Genomic DNA, 15,941 nt, shown 5'->3' on the forward strand with positions numbered 1-15,941 from the left:
ACCGACTATATCAAGGTAGAGGGGATATCCGAAGGCTCTGAAGTTCGCTTACTCTCTCTCGATGGTCGTCTAATTTTGGTTGCTCACTTAAACAATAGTAGCAGAGTAGATGTATCGTCTCTACAACGAGATACTTACCTACTACAAGTAGCAACGAAAGCCAAATAGTGGTGCTAAAGTAAAGAGTTAGGCATACTTGCCATTTCCTTAGAATAAAGGGCTGTGACCGAGATATCCTCTGTCATAGCCCTTTCTATTTTAGGAAGAGGCCATTGCACGGATTTCAAAAAGTCCGATGTAACGCTCTTTTACGATATGCCGCAGAGAGTAGGGAATGATTAGGAGAGGCGTAAAGCAGAGCAGATTTAACAGCTATGTCCAAAGGTGAGTAACAAGAGCTTGAAACGCACAATGATACGAGCGTACAAGAAGGATATAAGTCAAACTAAATATCGAAAATGTATGGGTAGTGGCTATGCGTCTATACTCAGAGTGCAGAACATGTGCTATATTTTGCTCAAAGCATTTAAGGGAGGGAGGACAATCAACAAAGGAGAAAGCCTCCCCAAATGCCCTCAGAAAAACAAAAGAGCAAGACAAAAGAAACACATCCCTAACAAAAGAAAGCACCCCGACCCAAAGAGCCGAGGTGCCAAATAGATTCGTTGTATTTATATCGTAGAGACTGTGAGTCTTTCTACTAAAGCATAAAGATGCCTACTTCACTTCCCAAATGTCGCTCTTGAGGAATAGCTCACGGAGCGTGCGGGTAGAGTTGGTAGCTTGTACTTCTGTAATCTGCTGCTCTACCGACTCATCGTAAGAAGGCTCTTGCACATCACGGATAACTCCCATTGCCATAGGTAGTTCTTCGCCATCCATCATCGCCAACATCGTATGCAATGTGGCGTTGGGTGTGTGTGCATCGTGTATCAATACATCTTCCAACTTATAGCCATCTTCGCCGATGGTTACTGCCTTGAGCTGGAAACCATCTTGTACAATACCCTTATTGAGGTTCTTACCGAAGATCATGCGCTTGCCATGCTCCAAAAGGATGGTTTTATCGGCACGCGCCTCTTTGTTGGCGAGGTGCTTGTGTGTACCATCGTTAAAGATGACACAGTTTACCAAGATTTCGGTTACAGCAGCCCCTTTATGACGCGCTCCTGCCTTTAAGCAATTAACAAGCGTAGGTTGATCTACATCTAAACTACGAGCGAAGAAGCGTCCACGAGCACCGAATACGAGTTCGGCAGGAATGAATGGATCTTCTACCGTACCATAAGGAGAACTCTTAGACACAAATCCGCGAGGAGATGTTGGAGAGTACTGCCCCTTGGTCAAACCATAGATACGGTTGTTGAAGAGCAAGATGTTGATGTCAATGTTACGACGCAAAGCGTGAATAAAGTGGTTACCCCCGATAGCCAAGCTGTCTCCATCGCCACTGGCGAGCCATACGCTCAAATCAGGACGGGCAGTCTTAACACCTGTTGCAATGGCAGCACCACGACCATGAATGGTATGGAAGCCATAGGTATTCATATAGTAAGGCAGACGAGAAGAGCATCCGATACCTGAGATAACGGCTGTTTCATGGGGTTTGAGCCCCAACTCTGCCATCGCTTTTTGCAACGCCATTACCACACCGTGGTCTCCACAACCGGGACACCAACGTACGTACTGGTCGCTCTTAAAATCTTTCGCCGTGTACACAACTGGAGTGTACGTAAGAGGAGTATTTTGATCTACTTGTGCCATACTCTTAAGCCTCCATCATTTTGGTAAATTCTTCTACTAAACGACCCACATTGAAGGGTTGTCCCTTAACACGATTGAACTGCAAAGGTTGGAAGCCAGGGATGCTACCACGAAGATAGAATGCCAACTGACCCAAGTTTTGCTCTGCTACCACTACCTTTTTGTACTTCATAAGCACCTCTTTGGTGTTGGCAGGAAGCGGATTGATAAAGCTAAAGTGAGCATGAGCTACCTTACGACCCTCTTTACGCATACGTTGCATGGCTTCGAAGAGATGCCCATACGTACCACCCCAACCTACGATGAGCAAGTCTGCATCTTCATCGCCCTCTACTTTGAGAGGAGGGATAACACGAGAGATAGCCTCAATCTTAGCCTGACGATAACCTACCATCAATTGATGGTTGTCAGGGTTGGTGCTGATGGCACTGGTTTTGTGGTCTTTTTCCAAACCACCCAAACGGTGTTGGAATCCTTCCATACCGGGGATAGCCCAATAGCGCACCAAGTTATCCATATTACGGCGATAAGGCTTCCAAGGCTCTTCGCTCTTGTAATTGGTTACATAGTTCGGCTTAATCTCAGGGAACTTTTCGTACTCAGGGATGCGCCATGCCATAGAACCATTGGCAATATAAGCATCGGTCAAGAGGATAACAGGCGTCATATGCTCCAAAGCAATCTTAGCTGCCCAGTATGCCTGATGGAAACAGTCGCCAGCCGATTGAGCAGAGAGAACCACCAAAGGCGACTCACCATTACGACCGTAGAGCGCTTGCAAGAGGTCCGTTTGTTCACTCTTGGTAGGCATACCCGTAGAGGGACCACCACGCTGAACGTCTACAATAACCAAAGGAAGCTCTGCCATCACAGCCAAGCCCAATGCCTCGCCCTTGAGAGCGATACCAGGCCCTGAAGTAGTGGTTACCGCCAAGTTACCCGCAAAAGAAGCACCGATAGCGGTACAGATACCTGCTATCTCATCTTCTGCCTGTACAGTTTTGACACCCAAAGATTTATGTTTTGATAATTCATGAAGAATATCTGTTGCAGGGGTAATAGGTAGCTACCCAAGAAAAGAGGTAAGCCCGAACGCTCAGAAGCGGCTATAAGCCCCAAAGCAGTAGCCTTATTACCGCTCATATCCATGTAGAGACCGGGTTCTTGCTTCTGACCCTCTACACGATAAGGCATTTCGAAAGGAGTACCTGCATGGGCATGCGTATTCGCTCCATAGTTGTACCCATCATTGAGAGCCTTGATGTTGGCTTGACGGATAACCTCTTTCTTGCTAAACTTCTTGTTGATGAAGTCTTGAGCATGGTCGAGAGTGCGGTCAAAGAGCCAGCACACCAAACCTAAGGCAAACATATTCTTGCAACGCAAGGCAGCCTTATTGTCGAGCTGCAATTCTTGGAGAGACTCTTTTACCATAGAAGAAATCGCTGCCGCTACCACGCGGTCGGCATTGAGTCCCAGCTCTGCGATTGGGTCTAAGGTTTTGAACTCTGCCTTCTCAAGGTCTTTCTCTCCAAACGAATCGGTATCGATAATGATTAGAGAGTCTTTACGGATGTGAGGCAAGTTTACTTTAAGAGCGGCGGGGTTCATTGCTACAAGTACATCGGCAAAGTCTCCCGGTGTGTACACAGGGTTAGTACCGATATGAACTTGAAAACCCGACACTCCTCCAAGGGTACCTTGTGGTGCTCTAATTTCGGCCGGGTAGTCGGGGAAAGTGGCAATAGAGTTACCATAAACGGCCGATAGGTCCGAAAAGATGGTCCCAGTCAGCTGCATTCCATCTCCGGAGTCTCCAGAAAATCTGATAACAACCTCCTCAAGACGTCTTACATCTTTGGATTCCTTCATGATTAACGTTGAACTTAAAAAATGATTTGCGTATTGTGTATTTGTAAGAGAGGCTTTTAGCCCTCTTTTTATATCTATCTAATTACGTTTGATGTACGTCCTCAATTTTTCTTCGGCAAAGATAGACCCTTTCTTACAATTAATTGGTATTTTTCATCAGAAAGATGAATAATCCGCTGATTACGACTCCCTCGGAACGCCAAATTTGGGTCATAAAGCTCGCGTACAAAACGCCCATCAATGAGCGTATCTATCAGGGTCAATGCCTCTCGGCACTCCTCTCGTGCAAGTAATTCTTCGAGCGTGTAGCCCGTGTAACAAAGTATAGGTAATGTGGTCTCGGCACGCAAACGGCGGAGCAACTGCGTAAGCTCGGCAGGATTGAAAAAAGGGTCTCCACCAGAGAGGGTAATGCCGTCCAAAAGAGGGTTACTATTTATCTCGGCAATGATGTCTCGGAGCACCTCTTCGGTAAATTCGATACCCGCCATAGGGTCGTGGCTCGTGGGGTTATGACATCCCGGACAATGGTGCGAACACCCCGCTAAGTAGATACTATAGCGCAGTCCCGGCCCATCCATTATGGTCTCTTGATACCTATATAAAAGATGCATCTTACGACAAAGATAAAAAAGCCTCCGAGAGGAGACTGTTGTGCAATACCGTGCAACAGTCATCTACGAGAGACCCTTGCACGGTATGTATAATTGGCTCGATAGGGAGCGTTAGTGGTGCTTCACACGGTCATGCTCTTCTGCCTGCTTGGCACTATTCCAACACTCCAAACTACCTGTCAAGTAACCCGTAATGCGTCGCAAGCGAGCTATTTTGTCGCTACTACACACAGGGCACTTATCGAAGATAACTCCCTTATAACCACAATGACGACAGGTATCTACGGGGTGATTGATAGAGCCGTAGCCAATGCCTTCATCGTGCATCATCTTGACTATTTTGAGCAGTACGGCTGGGTTCTTCTTAGCCTCTCCATCCAACTCTACATAGGTAATATGCCCCCCTTCGTAATAGCATGGAAAGGAGCTTCTAAATGAATCTTCTCGGCTATGGTTACTTGATCACGCACATCTATATGGAATGAATTGACGTAATAATCCAAATCATTCACTCCAGGAATAATACCATAACGCTTGCGGTCCAGACGGGTAAAACGTCCCGAAAGCCCCTCGCTGGAGTTGCCAAGACCGAATAGTTGAGGTGATACTTGCGCTTGTAGTCTTCCACTACACCATTCATCACCTGAATTGCATCGTAGAGCGTCTGCCATGCCTCTTGATTGTGCGCATGCCCCTCGCCATAAATCGCCACAAGAGCATTGTGCCCTCCGATGAAGCCGATACCCAGCGTACCAGAGGCAATCACATCGCCCACAGGTTCGTCCAATGCCAAAGAGGAGCCACCTTTCCAAACATTATTGCCCATCATAAAGGGATATTGACGAGCCAGAGCGGTGCGTTGGTAGCAATAACGCTCGTACAACTGATCTGCCACCAACTCCGACATACGTCGCACGCCATCTAAAAAGCGTCTGCGAGCCTCCCTGCGAATGGTGTGCTTATCGCCATCGGGGAAAAGCTCTTCTGCCTCTCGGCGTGCCTCGATAGCCAAGCGAGGCATATTGATAGAGGTAAAGGAAAGGTTACCTCTACCTACGGACGACCTCTCGCCCCGCACATTTTCGTACACACGGGTACGACAGCCCATAGTCGCTAACTCGTAAAGGTAACGTTTGGGGTCGTCGGCTTTCCAAAGCTCATTTTTGTTGAACTCGGTATCTAAGAAAACAAAGTTCGGGAAGAGTGCCTTAGCACTTGTATAGCAAGATTCCAAAAGGAGGTCAAAGTTGGGTGTCTTAAACTTGAGCTTCCCAGCCAAAGCCTTGTCGAAATCCGCCATCGCCAGCTTGATATCTTCTTCGGAATAGTTGATTCCGTCCTTTACCTTAAAGATTTGAATAGGGAAGATAGGTACTTCGCCGTGTCCCAACCCCTCTACGGTAGAGGAGAGCAACTCACGAATCACCATGCGCCCCTCTTCGCTGGTATCGGTACCATAGTTAATAGAACTAAACACCACCTGATTACCGCCACGGGAGTGCATCGTATTCAGGTTGTGTATAAAGCCTTCCATAGCTTGGTGCGTATCCTTGCGGGTCAAGCGGAAAGATTCGCTCAGAGCCAAGCGTACCATCTCGGACGTAAGAATAGGGGCAAACTCCTTCAACCCCTCATAGAGACGCTCCGCCTCTTCGGGTGCATCGGTCAAGCGAGGTGCAAGCTCTCGAAGTTTCGCCCCCAATGCCTCCTCGGTAATAGTCTCTTTGCTATCGGTAGCCACCAAACGGAGTGAATAATTCAGCGTAGTAGTGAGCCGTTTGAGGAACGTTTTACGCACCCCGGGTGCCATAAAAAAGTCAAACGCAGGGATGGCTTGACCACCATGCTGTTCATTCTGATTGGTCTGGAAAACAATCGTCGCCAACGTAGCGTACGACTGTATGCTCTGTGGTGTGCGCACGCTACCATTTTTGGTAAAGAAACCTCGTTCGTAGAGGTCTTCCAAATCGTACTGCACACAAGTGGAGGTCTTGGTGGGATAATAGTCCAAATCGTGAATGTGAATATCGCCCGACTCATGCGCACGAGAGTAGATGTTGGAGAGCAGGTACTTGCGGGCATAGTCTTTGGTAACCTCCGAGGCGAAGGTCATCATCTGACCAGAGGGCGTGTAGGCACTCATATTGGCATTGCTCAAATTGGTATCGTTCTTTTCGATGGTTACGATACCATCCATAGTATGCTTCAAACGGGTACGTTTATCGCGCTCTACGGTACGCCACTCTCTATAAATAATGTATTTCTTGGCAATAAAAGGGTCTACCGCCATAAGCTCTCGCTCGACCATATCTTGAATATCCTCCACTGCCAATATCCGTTGGTCGTTGGCTTGCACGGCGTTTTCGATAATCGCCACTATGTTAGAAATCTTGGCAGGGTCGGGATTGACTCCCCCTGCACGATAGGCTTTGATGATGGCAGAACGTATTTTTTCAGCCTCGAAAGGCTGTTTGCTACCATCCCTTTTTAGGATGAATAATTGCTCACGAGTAGAATCCATAGAGAGGCTTTTTAATTGTTCTAATAATATCCGAGAGAGGGGATAAAATCCCTCCTTCGAAAAATCCCCCACCAAGGCAGAGGCACTGCAAATATCAAAAATTTATTCAAAATGCCACAAAAGGGTATAGCCCAAGGGGTTACATTTTTGTGGAAAAAACTACAAGGCAAATGTAAGAAAATATCTAACATCTGTCAAGGCTACCTATTCGTTGCGAGGAGAGGCAAAGGGACACCTTAGAGCAGAACTAACAACCAATAAAACAGCATCTTAAAGAGAGAAATATGTTAAACTCACCTCCACAAAAAAAGAGAGAAAAATCAATAAAATACCTACAAGTAATATCACCTCCTCTGCCCGCTCCCATAAGGGCACAGAAGAGGCTCGCCCTCGCCCAACAAAGCCTCGTTTGACAAGCGACAAAGGTTGGGCACAATACCAGCCACCCTTTTAAGATTTAAAAACTTTTCTTATCTTCACCGCACGGTTGACAAGAGTTTATTGCTTTCCCACCCAAAAGTATCTTTTACTCTTTGAACCCAATACAAACACTAACACACACAAAGACAAAAGCAGATGAAAACAATCACCAAAACAACTCTTTTACTTCTACTACTATGGAGCGCAACATCATGTAATCTTTGGGAACGTAGGACAACAGTAGCCAATACCTATGAAATTTTTGGCAAGGTAGGCTTCGCCGAGGGGTTAATTGCTCTCGAAAGCAATCGGGGTTATTTCCTCCCTATTACAGAAGCTGAAAAAGATGCTTTAACCCAAGGCGATACACTCACTATTCGCTACAATCCCGATGAAAACAGAGACAATGTATCTGTAAAGCTTTGTTTTGTATTGCGTGATGTACATGATAACCATCCCAACTACCTCAAAAATTTTGATGTAACAGGTTATAAGAAAAGGCGCTCAAGTTTGGACAGAATTTATGAAGTCTATTGCGCCAAAGACATAGACCTCTGTATGGCAAAGGTGGAAAAAGTGGAGATTACCTCCAACTACGCCTTTGGCGAAGCCTATCCCGTGGGCAAAGACCTTACTCCCCTATCAATGTTCATTGTCGATTCTTTCGAAGAGTATATACAAAACAACTTTCAACCTCAAGGAAAAGCCTCCCTTCCTATGCAAAAGCATAAAATCAAGGGAGACGATGCTGATGCGTGGAAACAAAGACGTCTCTATGATTCAAGATTTGACTTCAAAATCCCCAAGCCAACAGCAAAGTTGGAAAAGGGCAAGGAGCTAACATTCACATTCACCTTCCACTTGGTGGATAAGTTGAGGTCCGACACAGCGCGTAAAACACTGAAGCGCACCATCCGCCTAAAGATGGAGCCACACAAGCAGGCGTAGCTCCTCTCGATAAAATCTGAGACAACCGTTTAACAAAGCCCTTTACCCCAATGGTAGAGGGCTTTTTTTTGGAGAGTCTATACACCCCTCGCCCCACCCTCTCGGTAGAGGAAACAACTCCATCTCACCTTCCTCGCCCCACCCTCTCGGTAGAGGAAACAACTCCATCTCACCCCAAGCGATAACTATTGCTTTTCCAATGATTATAGCTATATTTGGTTCGTAATAATTGCTTTTTCAGTAGTTATATAATGAATTGGTACGTACTCACAGACAAAGCACTCGTCTCAAAAATAGGCGAGCGACTGCGCCAAAAACGCTTGGAGCAAAACATCACTCAAAAAGAGTTGGCAGAGCGGGCAGGGGTAGCCGTTAGCAGTGTGGCGAGTGTAGAGCAAGGCAAGAGCATCTCTTTACTAACCCTTGTTGCCCTCCTCCGAGCACTGCAAGCCCTTCATTTGCTCGAACCTTTCCTACAAGAGCCCGAGATTAGCCCCATCGCTTATGCACGGATGCTGGAGGGCGAAAAACCTCGACATCGGGCATCGGGAGGGAAAATAAAAAAAGAAAAGGATAACGTCGGATGGTAAGAATTGTAAAAGTATTGATAGGAGGCATATATGCGGGGGCATTATATTGGATGATGTCAAGCAAGTAGCCTCCTTTGAATATGACTCTACTTTTAAGAGCAAGGGGTGGGATCTGTCTCCCATACGGATGCCTATCGCAAGGCAGAGTATCTATTCCTTTCCAGAACTTTCCAAAGAGACCTTTATGGGACTTCCAGGGTTATTTGCCGATGCCCTGCCAGACTCTTACGGAAAGGCTTTGTTGGACCGATGGTTAGCATCGCAGGGCAGAACTATGGCTAACCCTCTTGAACGCCTCTGCTATCAGGGCAAACGTTCTATGGGGGCGCTTGAATTTGAGCCTGCAGAAGATACCCTTTTAGAGCAATCCTCTACGGTAGAGTTAGAGGCACTCGTCAAAGTAGCCGCAGAGATATTAAACAATAGGAACTCTTTTAGCACCAATCTTCAGGAGGATAGTCAAAAGGCTCTTATCGACATCATAAAAGTAGGAACTTCTGCTGGGGGGATGAGGGCAAAAGCAGTAATTGCCTACAATGAAAATACGGGAGAGGTACGTTCGGGACAAGTCGATGCCCCCGAAGGATTCGACCACTGGCTCCTAAAATTGGATGGCGTAAACAATGCTATGTTGGGCGATCCTCAGCACTACGGGAAAATTGAATACGTCTACTACCTTTTGGCACGTGAAGCAGGAATCGACATGATGGAGTGCCGACTCAAGGAAGAGCAGGGACGCTCTCACTTTATGACTCGACGCTTCGACCGCATTGGAGGCAACAAAAAGCTACATACGCAAACGCTGTGCGGTATAGCCCATTACGACTATAAGATGCCTCTTGCCTATTCGTACGAACAGGCTTTCCAAGTGATGCGAGAACTTCGACTACCCTATCCCGATGCCGAGCAGATGTATCGGCGTATGGTATTTAACGTTATCGCTCGCAACCAAGACGACCATACCAAAAATATATCTTTCATTATGGACACCTCTGGGGAATGGCGTCTGTCTCCAGCTTATGATATGTCGTGGGCATACAATCCAGAGGGACAATGGACCGCTCGTCATCAAATGTCCATCAACAACAAGTGGGAGCACATCACAAGAGCAGACTTACTAACCGTGGCAAGTAAGATGCACATCCAATCGCCTGAGAAGATTATAGAAGCCATTGCTGAGGCTGTCTCTTCATGGCAAAGGTTGGCAACAGAGCACGATGTACCGAAAGAGAGTATCGAGAAAATCGAACAAACGTTGCTCTACTCTTCAATATAAAAATCCTACGCTGAGGCGGGGGGAGAAGCACAACGACACGCCCTCTATCCTCTCGGTGGAGGAAACAATCCATATCGCCCAACCGATAACTATTGCCTTTCCAATAATTAGGGTTATATTTAGCTTGTAATAAATGCTTTCTCAATAGTTATATAATGAACTGGCACATACTCACAGATAAAGATCTTGTCTTGAAAATAGGCGAGCGACTGCCTCAAAAATGCTTGGAGCAAAACATCACTCAAAAAGAGTTAGCAAAGCGAGCAGAGGTAGCCGTTAGTAGCATGGCGGGTGTAGAGCAAGGAGAGGAAAGCAACCAAGCGAACATCTCGAAACAGATAAATCAAAAGAACAAAAAAGCGTATGAAGCGAAAGGGGTGGGCGTGGATTGCCCTAACAATTATACTTAACGGCACCAACCTATATGCCCAAGCGGAGTTTGCACGGAGGGTTTCGGCACTTTGCACGGACCCTTTTGCGCAAAAGGGTCTGTCCTTTGACACGTTACCCAATACCCCTCGCTTTTCCCGCACTGTGGAGCGTTCTCCCCTCTTCGCCCTCCAAGGAAAAAAGGAGGAGCTCCCCACCGAGCAATATGCCGCCGAGACAACCACGCATCAGCCAAGGCAAGCGAGCGGAGCGGAGCATCTAACCGCACAATCCACCGCCGAGGCAACCACGCATCAGCCAAGGCAAGCGAGCGGAACGGAGCATCTAACCGCACAATCCACCGATGAGACAAGCACGCATCAACCGAGGAAGGCGAGCGGAGCGGAGCATCTAACCGCACAATCCACCGCCGAGACAACCACGCATCAGCCGAAGCAAAGCGCCGAGAGGCGTGAGGAGCATTCTTCAGCCTCGAACAGCAGGGCACTCGCACCATAGCACGCCCCCGACTAACCCCAGACTTAGCCGATGCAACACTCCTTGACCTACTGCGCTATCTGCCTCGCATCACCCTTTCGCCTCAAGGCATTCCCCTCTTGGGGGGTGAGCCTCTCCAACTCTACATCGACCAAAAACTACTCCTCCCCGAGGAGATAACCCTCTATCTGCGCACTATCAAAGCCTCTCACGTAGAACGCATTGACATCGACCCCTCGCCCTCCCCTCACCACGGTGGAAACACTTCTGCCAATGGCATCCTGCACATTACTACTCGCCCTGCTCCACACGGTGTCAAAGGAAGTGCCGACCTCTACCTCTCCACTCCTGAGAGGGGCTACTACACACTTACTCCTGCGCTACACCTCTCGATAGGTGCCCCCACGTGGCACATTTACAGCCACTACACCTACCTGCGTGGACGAGGTAAACAAGAGAGTGAAAACACCTTACGATACCTCCACAACGGAAATGAATATCAAAGCCAAAGCGAACAAATAACACACATCGGGCAGCATAGTTACCGCATAGGGGGCGTTGCCTCACTGCTTCCCCGACACACTTTCGGACTGGACATCAACGGTATATACGATGCACCTCGCCCCGACCTCATCGAGAGTGTACTGCACCTACACCCCAAGGGAGAAATTCCCTCTACGGGCAGAGGGCAACAAAAACACGAGCGAAACTCGCACTTTTACAGCCTCGCAGGCTACTACCGATGGGCGCTCGATGCTCGGGAGAGCTTCGTCAAAGCCTTAGTCTCACTGAATGGCAAAAAGAGCCACCTCGCCCATCGCCTCACCGCCGACCTGCTCTCTGCAATGCCCCCGAAGCACCTCAACGAATGGTACACCACCCAGACCCAAGGGCATAATTGGAGCGCACAACTTAATGGATGCAAAAATTGGGAAGAAGGCTGGCAAATCAACTTTGGCGGTCAGTATGCCGAGAGCAGACGCACCAGCCAATACTTCGTGAACAATACCCCGACTCTACCCTCTATACCGACACAACACTGGCTCTTTCGTGAGCGCACTGCCGACCTCTACATCGGAGGGGCTAAAGCATGGGGCAACCGCCTCCTACTACAACTCACCCTTAGGGGGAGTATGACTCTCTCAGAGGGGAGCAACCGACTCCCCTTAGTGCCGTTCCCGACTGCTCCATACCATTCCCAGCATGGGCTAACCTCCTCATGGATTCATTTGCCCTATCCTCTCCCTTCAGAGCGTGTAACGTATAGCTACTTAGAGGGGTTGCCCTCGCTCCGCTTCTCGCATCGAGTAGGGGAGCAATTTTCCTACGCCATTGCCTACGAAAGGAGTCTCTACCGCCCTCCTTTTATACTGATGAATGGCTACACTTCTCGTCAGAGTGAACGACTCTTCGAGCTGGGCAATCCGCATCTGAGAGCAGAGGCGAGCGACCTCGTTACCCTCTCGGCAACCTATGGCGGGCATACCGCTTCGCTCCAATATCGGCATACCCCCAAGGCAATAACCGAATATTTCAATCTCTTTGAAGAGGAGGTCTACCACACCCATTACAACCATACTAAGGTACACGCCCTAACACTGGATTACAGCTTCAGTGGGGCTATTTTATCGTGGTGGCAGACGAACCTCTACCTCATGGGGAACTATACCAACATCCCGAACAGTCTGCACCGCAAGGCGCTTTTCGGGGCTATGATTTCGTGGAATAATCTATTGGTATGGCAGGGAGTTGGCGCCTTTGCCGTGGATGTGGACTTTGAAACGCCTCGCATCTACGGGCACGCTTTTCAGGAGGGAGGTTTCGAGACGAATCTCTCGTATAGTCGTTCGCTGTGGGACAATCGACTCTCGTTGCAGGTAGGTATTACCGATCTTTTTAACACGTCCGACACCAGTATTACCCATCGCCTGCCCCACTTGGAATACCTTTTCGAGTCCAAGACCCAAAGTCGTGCCGTTTGGTGCAAACTGTCGTACCACTTCGGCAAGGCAACCGAAAGCCCCGAGCCTCTAATCGACGAAGAGAACCCCCTCGAACGACGCCTCTAATCGACCCAGCCCTCCTACGCCACATTTCTATACGCTATACCGATAGTCAAGAATCAAGACTTTAGAGTAAGGCAACCCCTCATTCCCCCAAAAACCAAGAAAAGGGGCTACGCCCACGGCGCAACCCCTTGCTATCAAAAAAGAAATCACCTATCCGAGCGTGGGCAGTGCACCTTCCACTACGGAGGGCACACGAGGCGCTACACACTCGGGTATCGGTTCACCCACTCTGTAAACGAATCTCCCCCTCTCGTCGGAGGGTGCACGCCTTCGGCACATTACGACTTCTTTGCACGCTTGACTACATAAACAGAGAGGGCAAAAGCCTCGGTTATACCCTTTGTCAGTTCCTTAGCCTCCCAAGAGTTCGAGCCAGCTTTCTTGGTCCAAAGCATAGCTAATTTACCCTCTTGACCCACCACATAGATGTTGTTATCAATCACAAAGAGGGAGTGCGCTTCATCAGATTCCGCTCCCATGCTCAACTCCTTGGTCTCCCACCTGCCAGAGGCACCTTTCTTAGTCCAAAGGACTGCCACTTTGTCTTCGCCCTGCTTTTTGTAGCCAGCTACATAAATATCATCACCAGAGACAAAAACGGCATTGGCTTCCGCATCGGAGGAGGCATTCGTTATTTTCTCTGCCTTGCCATTTTTCCAAAGCATAGCAATGAAGACAGGTCCATCTGTTCTCTCCTGCCCCACTGCATAGAGGTCGTCGCCTACCACATAGATCCCATTAACACCTGCAAATCCCTTCTTATTTTCCATCTTGGTAGCTTTACCATTTAGCCAAACCTTTGGATATTTTTTTCCAGTACCACCGTCGAACTCCTCCCCCCTACGTAGACGTTGTTGCCCGAGACAAAGACAGACCGAGCATCGCTCTGATTATCCGAAAGCACTTGGGGCGTGCCATTCTTCCAGAGCGCAGCGATCCATTTTTTCGTGTCGCGTTGCCGTATACCTCCTGCCACATAAACATCCTTGCCCGAGACGAATATCGAACTGGCTAAGGAATTATCGCTCGAAGAGTTCAATACCTCCCTCTCTCCATTCTTCCAAAGAGTGGCAATAAGATGCTCGTTACGGTATTCATACCCCGAGACATAGAGGTCCTTGCCCGAGAGACATACAGAGCTGGCCACACTATTCTTATCCAAGATCTTCGTAGGTGTACCATTTACCCAAAGCATCGACCTTCCAAAGGAGCCGTCCACCTCCGAGCCTACCACATAGGCATCGTAGATATACTCTTTGGGGGTGCGCTTACAACTTATCGCCAGCACTGTCATAAAGGCGAAGGCAATACATACTAACTTTGACTTTCTCATACTGACACTGAATTATACATTACTAATTAAAACCATTTACCCATCTCTTTACTCCGAAGTCTTGTCTGAATTTTACGTTCCCAAAGTGGGGTAAAAAAGGCGGTGAGACTCCGAATACACTATCAACCGTTACAACGCTTTGTAAACTATTGTTACTGCAAATGTAGTACTTTATCGGCAAGAAAGCAACATTTATTTACAAATTCATTGTGCTTTACCCTCCGTGGTGATGACCCAAGCGGAGTGCATGCCTTGCCAAAGCGTGTGGCGATCAAGAGTCAACCCTCAGAGGAGACAAAAGGGGAGCAAAGAGGCGCAAGCAACCATCTACCGAAAAGAGTATTCCCATCGGCACAAACCGCCAAAGAGGGCAAAGGAGAGGGAGTAGCTATCCATCTATCAAATAAGGGCACACCATCAAAAAGAAGGCTCTTTATCGACACGAAACTGAAAAAGGGGCTACGCCCACGGCGCAACCCCTTACTATCAAAAAAAGAAACTCCATCGAAGCGGAGACTATGCCCCCTCACAGAGGCGCACGCCTCGGCTCATCACTATTCTATTTACTTTGCACGCTTGACTACATAGACAGAGTTGGCCGTACACGTCACATTGCCATGTGTCAACCTTTTAGCTTCCCAAGAGTCGGAGCCTGCCTTCTTGGTCCAAAGCATAGCCAAAAGCTTGCCCGAGTCTTCATCTTGATCATACCCTGCCACGTAAACGTGGTTATCAATTACAAAAACAGAGGTAGCCCCAGCTAATCTCTTACCATCGCTCAAATCTCGAGCTTCCCAACTGTCCGAGCCTCCCTTCCTTGTCCAAAGGACTGCTACACTCTTTTCATCACGAATTTCACGACCTACTACATAGACATCGCTACCCGATACAAAGACAGATTGAGCATACGCTTTATCTGCTCCATCCGACAACTCCATAAGCTCATCATTTTGCCATAGTACAGCATCCCAGTCGGCACCATCCTTTCTGCTTCCTGCTACGTAAACATCATTGCCCGATACGAAAACAGAGTTAGCGACAACATCGTCACCATTCTTTAACTCCTCGGCTTTTTCATTCTTCCAAAGTTTAGCCTTCCCATCTTCTTTTCCTACCACGTAGACATCGCTACCCGATACAAAGACGGAGTTAGCGATAGCATCATTGAAACGTTTCGTTAACACTTCGGGTTTGCCATTTTTCCATAGAACCCCTTCCCGAAGAGCATCCAAATCTGGGAACGCACACCCCGTGATGTAAACATCACTGCCCGACACGGCAAGAGAAGTAGCAATGCGGTTGCAGTCTCTATCTGTTAGTTCCTGAAGCTCTCCATTCTTCCAAGATGCAACTGCTACTTCTCCCATTGGGGCGTTACCCACGATGCCCGCCACATAGACATCATTACCAGAAACAAAGACAGAGGAAGCACTCGCAGAAGAAGCACCCCCATCCGCCAACACACTAGCTTCACCATTCTTCCAAAGCACAGCTCCAAATGGGTTATGAATCGCACCTCCTGTTATAGTCTTTGTTCCTACTACATAGACATCGTAGACATACTCTTTGGGAGTGCGCTTACATCCTATCGCTACTATAGCCGCAAACAGTACGGCCAAACTTACTAAAATTGATTTTCTCATACCGATATTACAATTATACGTTAA

General features: G+C 48.0%; 15 protein-coding genes and 2 pseudogenes. 8 read left to right on the forward strand and 9 right to left on the reverse strand.

Features of this window, described 5'->3' with window-relative positions; translation table 11 throughout:
• Window positions 1-9 precede the first annotated feature (9 nt).
• Window positions 10-168, forward strand: a complete 159-nt coding sequence (locus tag JCM15907_RS14050; protein WP_502685358.1) for a T9SS type A sorting domain-containing protein — start codon at window positions 10-12, stop codon at window positions 166-168.
• Between the two features lie 549 nt (window positions 169-717).
• On the opposite strand, the gene JCM15907_RS09500 is transcribed toward JCM15907_RS14050, so the two are convergent.
• The 4 genes and pseudogenes from JCM15907_RS09500 to JCM15907_RS11790 form a co-directional block, all read right to left on the reverse strand.
• Window positions 718-1,764, reverse strand: a complete 1,047-nt coding sequence (locus JCM15907_RS09500) for a 2-oxoacid:ferredoxin oxidoreductase subunit beta (RefSeq protein ID WP_051522469.1) — start codon at window positions 1,762-1,764, stop codon at window positions 718-720.
• Window positions 1,765-1,768: 4 nt separating this feature from the next.
• Window positions 1,769-3,636 (reverse strand): annotated as a pseudogene (locus JCM15907_RS11785) (2-oxoacid:acceptor oxidoreductase subunit alpha).
• 101 nt (window positions 3,637-3,737) lie between these two features.
• Window positions 3,738-4,250: an anaerobic ribonucleoside-triphosphate reductase activating protein gene (nrdG, locus tag JCM15907_RS09510; protein WP_025843615.1), complete on the reverse strand. Its 513-nt coding sequence runs from the start codon at window positions 4,248-4,250 to the stop codon at window positions 3,738-3,740.
• 111 nt (window positions 4,251-4,361) lie between these two features.
• Window positions 4,362-6,771: pseudogene (locus JCM15907_RS11790) on the reverse strand (anaerobic ribonucleoside triphosphate reductase).
• Window positions 6,772-7,347: 576 nt separating this feature from the next.
• Between JCM15907_RS11790 and JCM15907_RS09525 the strand changes: the two are divergent.
• The 5 genes from JCM15907_RS09525 (at window position 7,348) to JCM15907_RS09545 (ending at window position 10,415) form a co-directional block, all read left to right on the forward strand.
• Window positions 7,348-8,139, forward strand: a complete 792-nt coding sequence (locus JCM15907_RS09525) for a hypothetical protein (RefSeq protein WP_025843616.1) — start codon at window positions 7,348-7,350, stop codon at window positions 8,137-8,139.
• A 50-nt stretch (window positions 8,140-8,189) separates the two neighbouring features.
• Complete coding sequence (locus JCM15907_RS13745; protein ID WP_277907179.1) at window positions 8,190-8,324, forward strand: hypothetical protein; 135 nt, start codon at window positions 8,190-8,192, stop codon at window positions 8,322-8,324.
• Window positions 8,325-8,390: 66 nt separating this feature from the next.
• Complete coding sequence (locus tag JCM15907_RS09535) at window positions 8,391-8,729, forward strand: helix-turn-helix domain-containing protein (protein WP_025843617.1); 339 nt, start codon at window positions 8,391-8,393, stop codon at window positions 8,727-8,729.
• A 46-nt stretch (window positions 8,730-8,775) separates the two neighbouring features.
• A complete protein-coding gene (locus tag JCM15907_RS11795) occupies window positions 8,776-10,005 on the forward strand; it encodes a type II toxin-antitoxin system HipA family toxin (RefSeq protein WP_199897244.1) in 1,230 nt (409 codons plus the stop codon).
• 155 nt (window positions 10,006-10,160) lie between these two features.
• Complete coding sequence (locus JCM15907_RS09545; protein ID WP_025843618.1) at window positions 10,161-10,415, forward strand: helix-turn-helix domain-containing protein; 255 nt, start codon at window positions 10,161-10,163, stop codon at window positions 10,413-10,415.
• Here the strand turns inward: JCM15907_RS09545 and JCM15907_RS12920 are convergent.
• A complete protein-coding gene (locus tag JCM15907_RS12920; RefSeq protein ID WP_148297516.1) occupies window positions 10,412-10,891 on the reverse strand; it encodes a hypothetical protein in 480 nt (159 codons plus the stop codon). The genes JCM15907_RS09545 and JCM15907_RS12920 overlap by 4 nt on opposite strands.
• 100 nt (window positions 10,892-10,991) lie before the next feature.
• On the opposite strand from JCM15907_RS12920, the gene JCM15907_RS09555 reads away from it, so the two are divergent.
• Window positions 10,992-12,941, forward strand: coding sequence for an outer membrane beta-barrel protein (locus JCM15907_RS09555; protein WP_025843620.1), 1,950 nt, complete (start codon window positions 10,992-10,994; stop codon window positions 12,939-12,941).
• A gap of 150 nt (window positions 12,942-13,091) precedes the next feature.
• Here the strand turns inward: JCM15907_RS09555 and JCM15907_RS13750 are convergent, their stop codons facing one another.
• The 3 genes from JCM15907_RS13750 to JCM15907_RS09565 are packed head-to-tail and all read right to left on the reverse strand — an operon-like array spanning window position 13,092 to window position 14,274.
• The gene (locus JCM15907_RS13750) at window positions 13,092-13,220 is read right to left on the reverse strand and encodes a hypothetical protein (protein WP_277907181.1); all 129 of its coding nucleotides are present in this window, start codon (window positions 13,218-13,220) and stop codon (window positions 13,092-13,094) included.
• Window positions 13,220-13,711, reverse strand: a complete 492-nt coding sequence (locus JCM15907_RS09560) for a hypothetical protein (RefSeq protein WP_025843621.1) — start codon at window positions 13,709-13,711, stop codon at window positions 13,220-13,222. Before JCM15907_RS09560 ends, JCM15907_RS13750 begins: the two co-directional genes overlap by 1 nt.
• A gap of 17 nt (window positions 13,712-13,728) precedes the next feature.
• A complete protein-coding gene (locus JCM15907_RS09565; protein ID WP_148297517.1) occupies window positions 13,729-14,274 on the reverse strand; it encodes a hypothetical protein in 546 nt (181 codons plus the stop codon).
• 207 nt (window positions 14,275-14,481) lie between these two features.
• Between JCM15907_RS09565 and JCM15907_RS12925 the strand changes: the two genes are divergently transcribed.
• Window positions 14,482-14,862 (forward strand): hypothetical protein, encoded by a 381-nt coding sequence (locus JCM15907_RS12925; protein ID WP_148297518.1) that lies wholly within the window; start codon window positions 14,482-14,484, stop codon window positions 14,860-14,862.
• Here JCM15907_RS12925 and JCM15907_RS09575 read toward each other — a convergent pair.
• A complete protein-coding gene (locus tag JCM15907_RS09575) occupies window positions 14,838-15,917 on the reverse strand; it encodes a hypothetical protein (protein ID WP_025843624.1) in 1,080 nt (359 codons plus the stop codon). The genes JCM15907_RS12925 and JCM15907_RS09575 overlap by 25 nt on opposite strands.
• Window positions 15,918-15,941: the final 24 nt, after the last annotated feature.

The sequence above is a fragment of the Porphyromonas gingivicanis JCM 15907 genome (assembly GCF_000614585.1).
GTDB classification, from domain to species: Bacteria; Bacteroidota; Bacteroidia; order Bacteroidales; family Porphyromonadaceae; genus Porphyromonas; species Porphyromonas gingivicanis.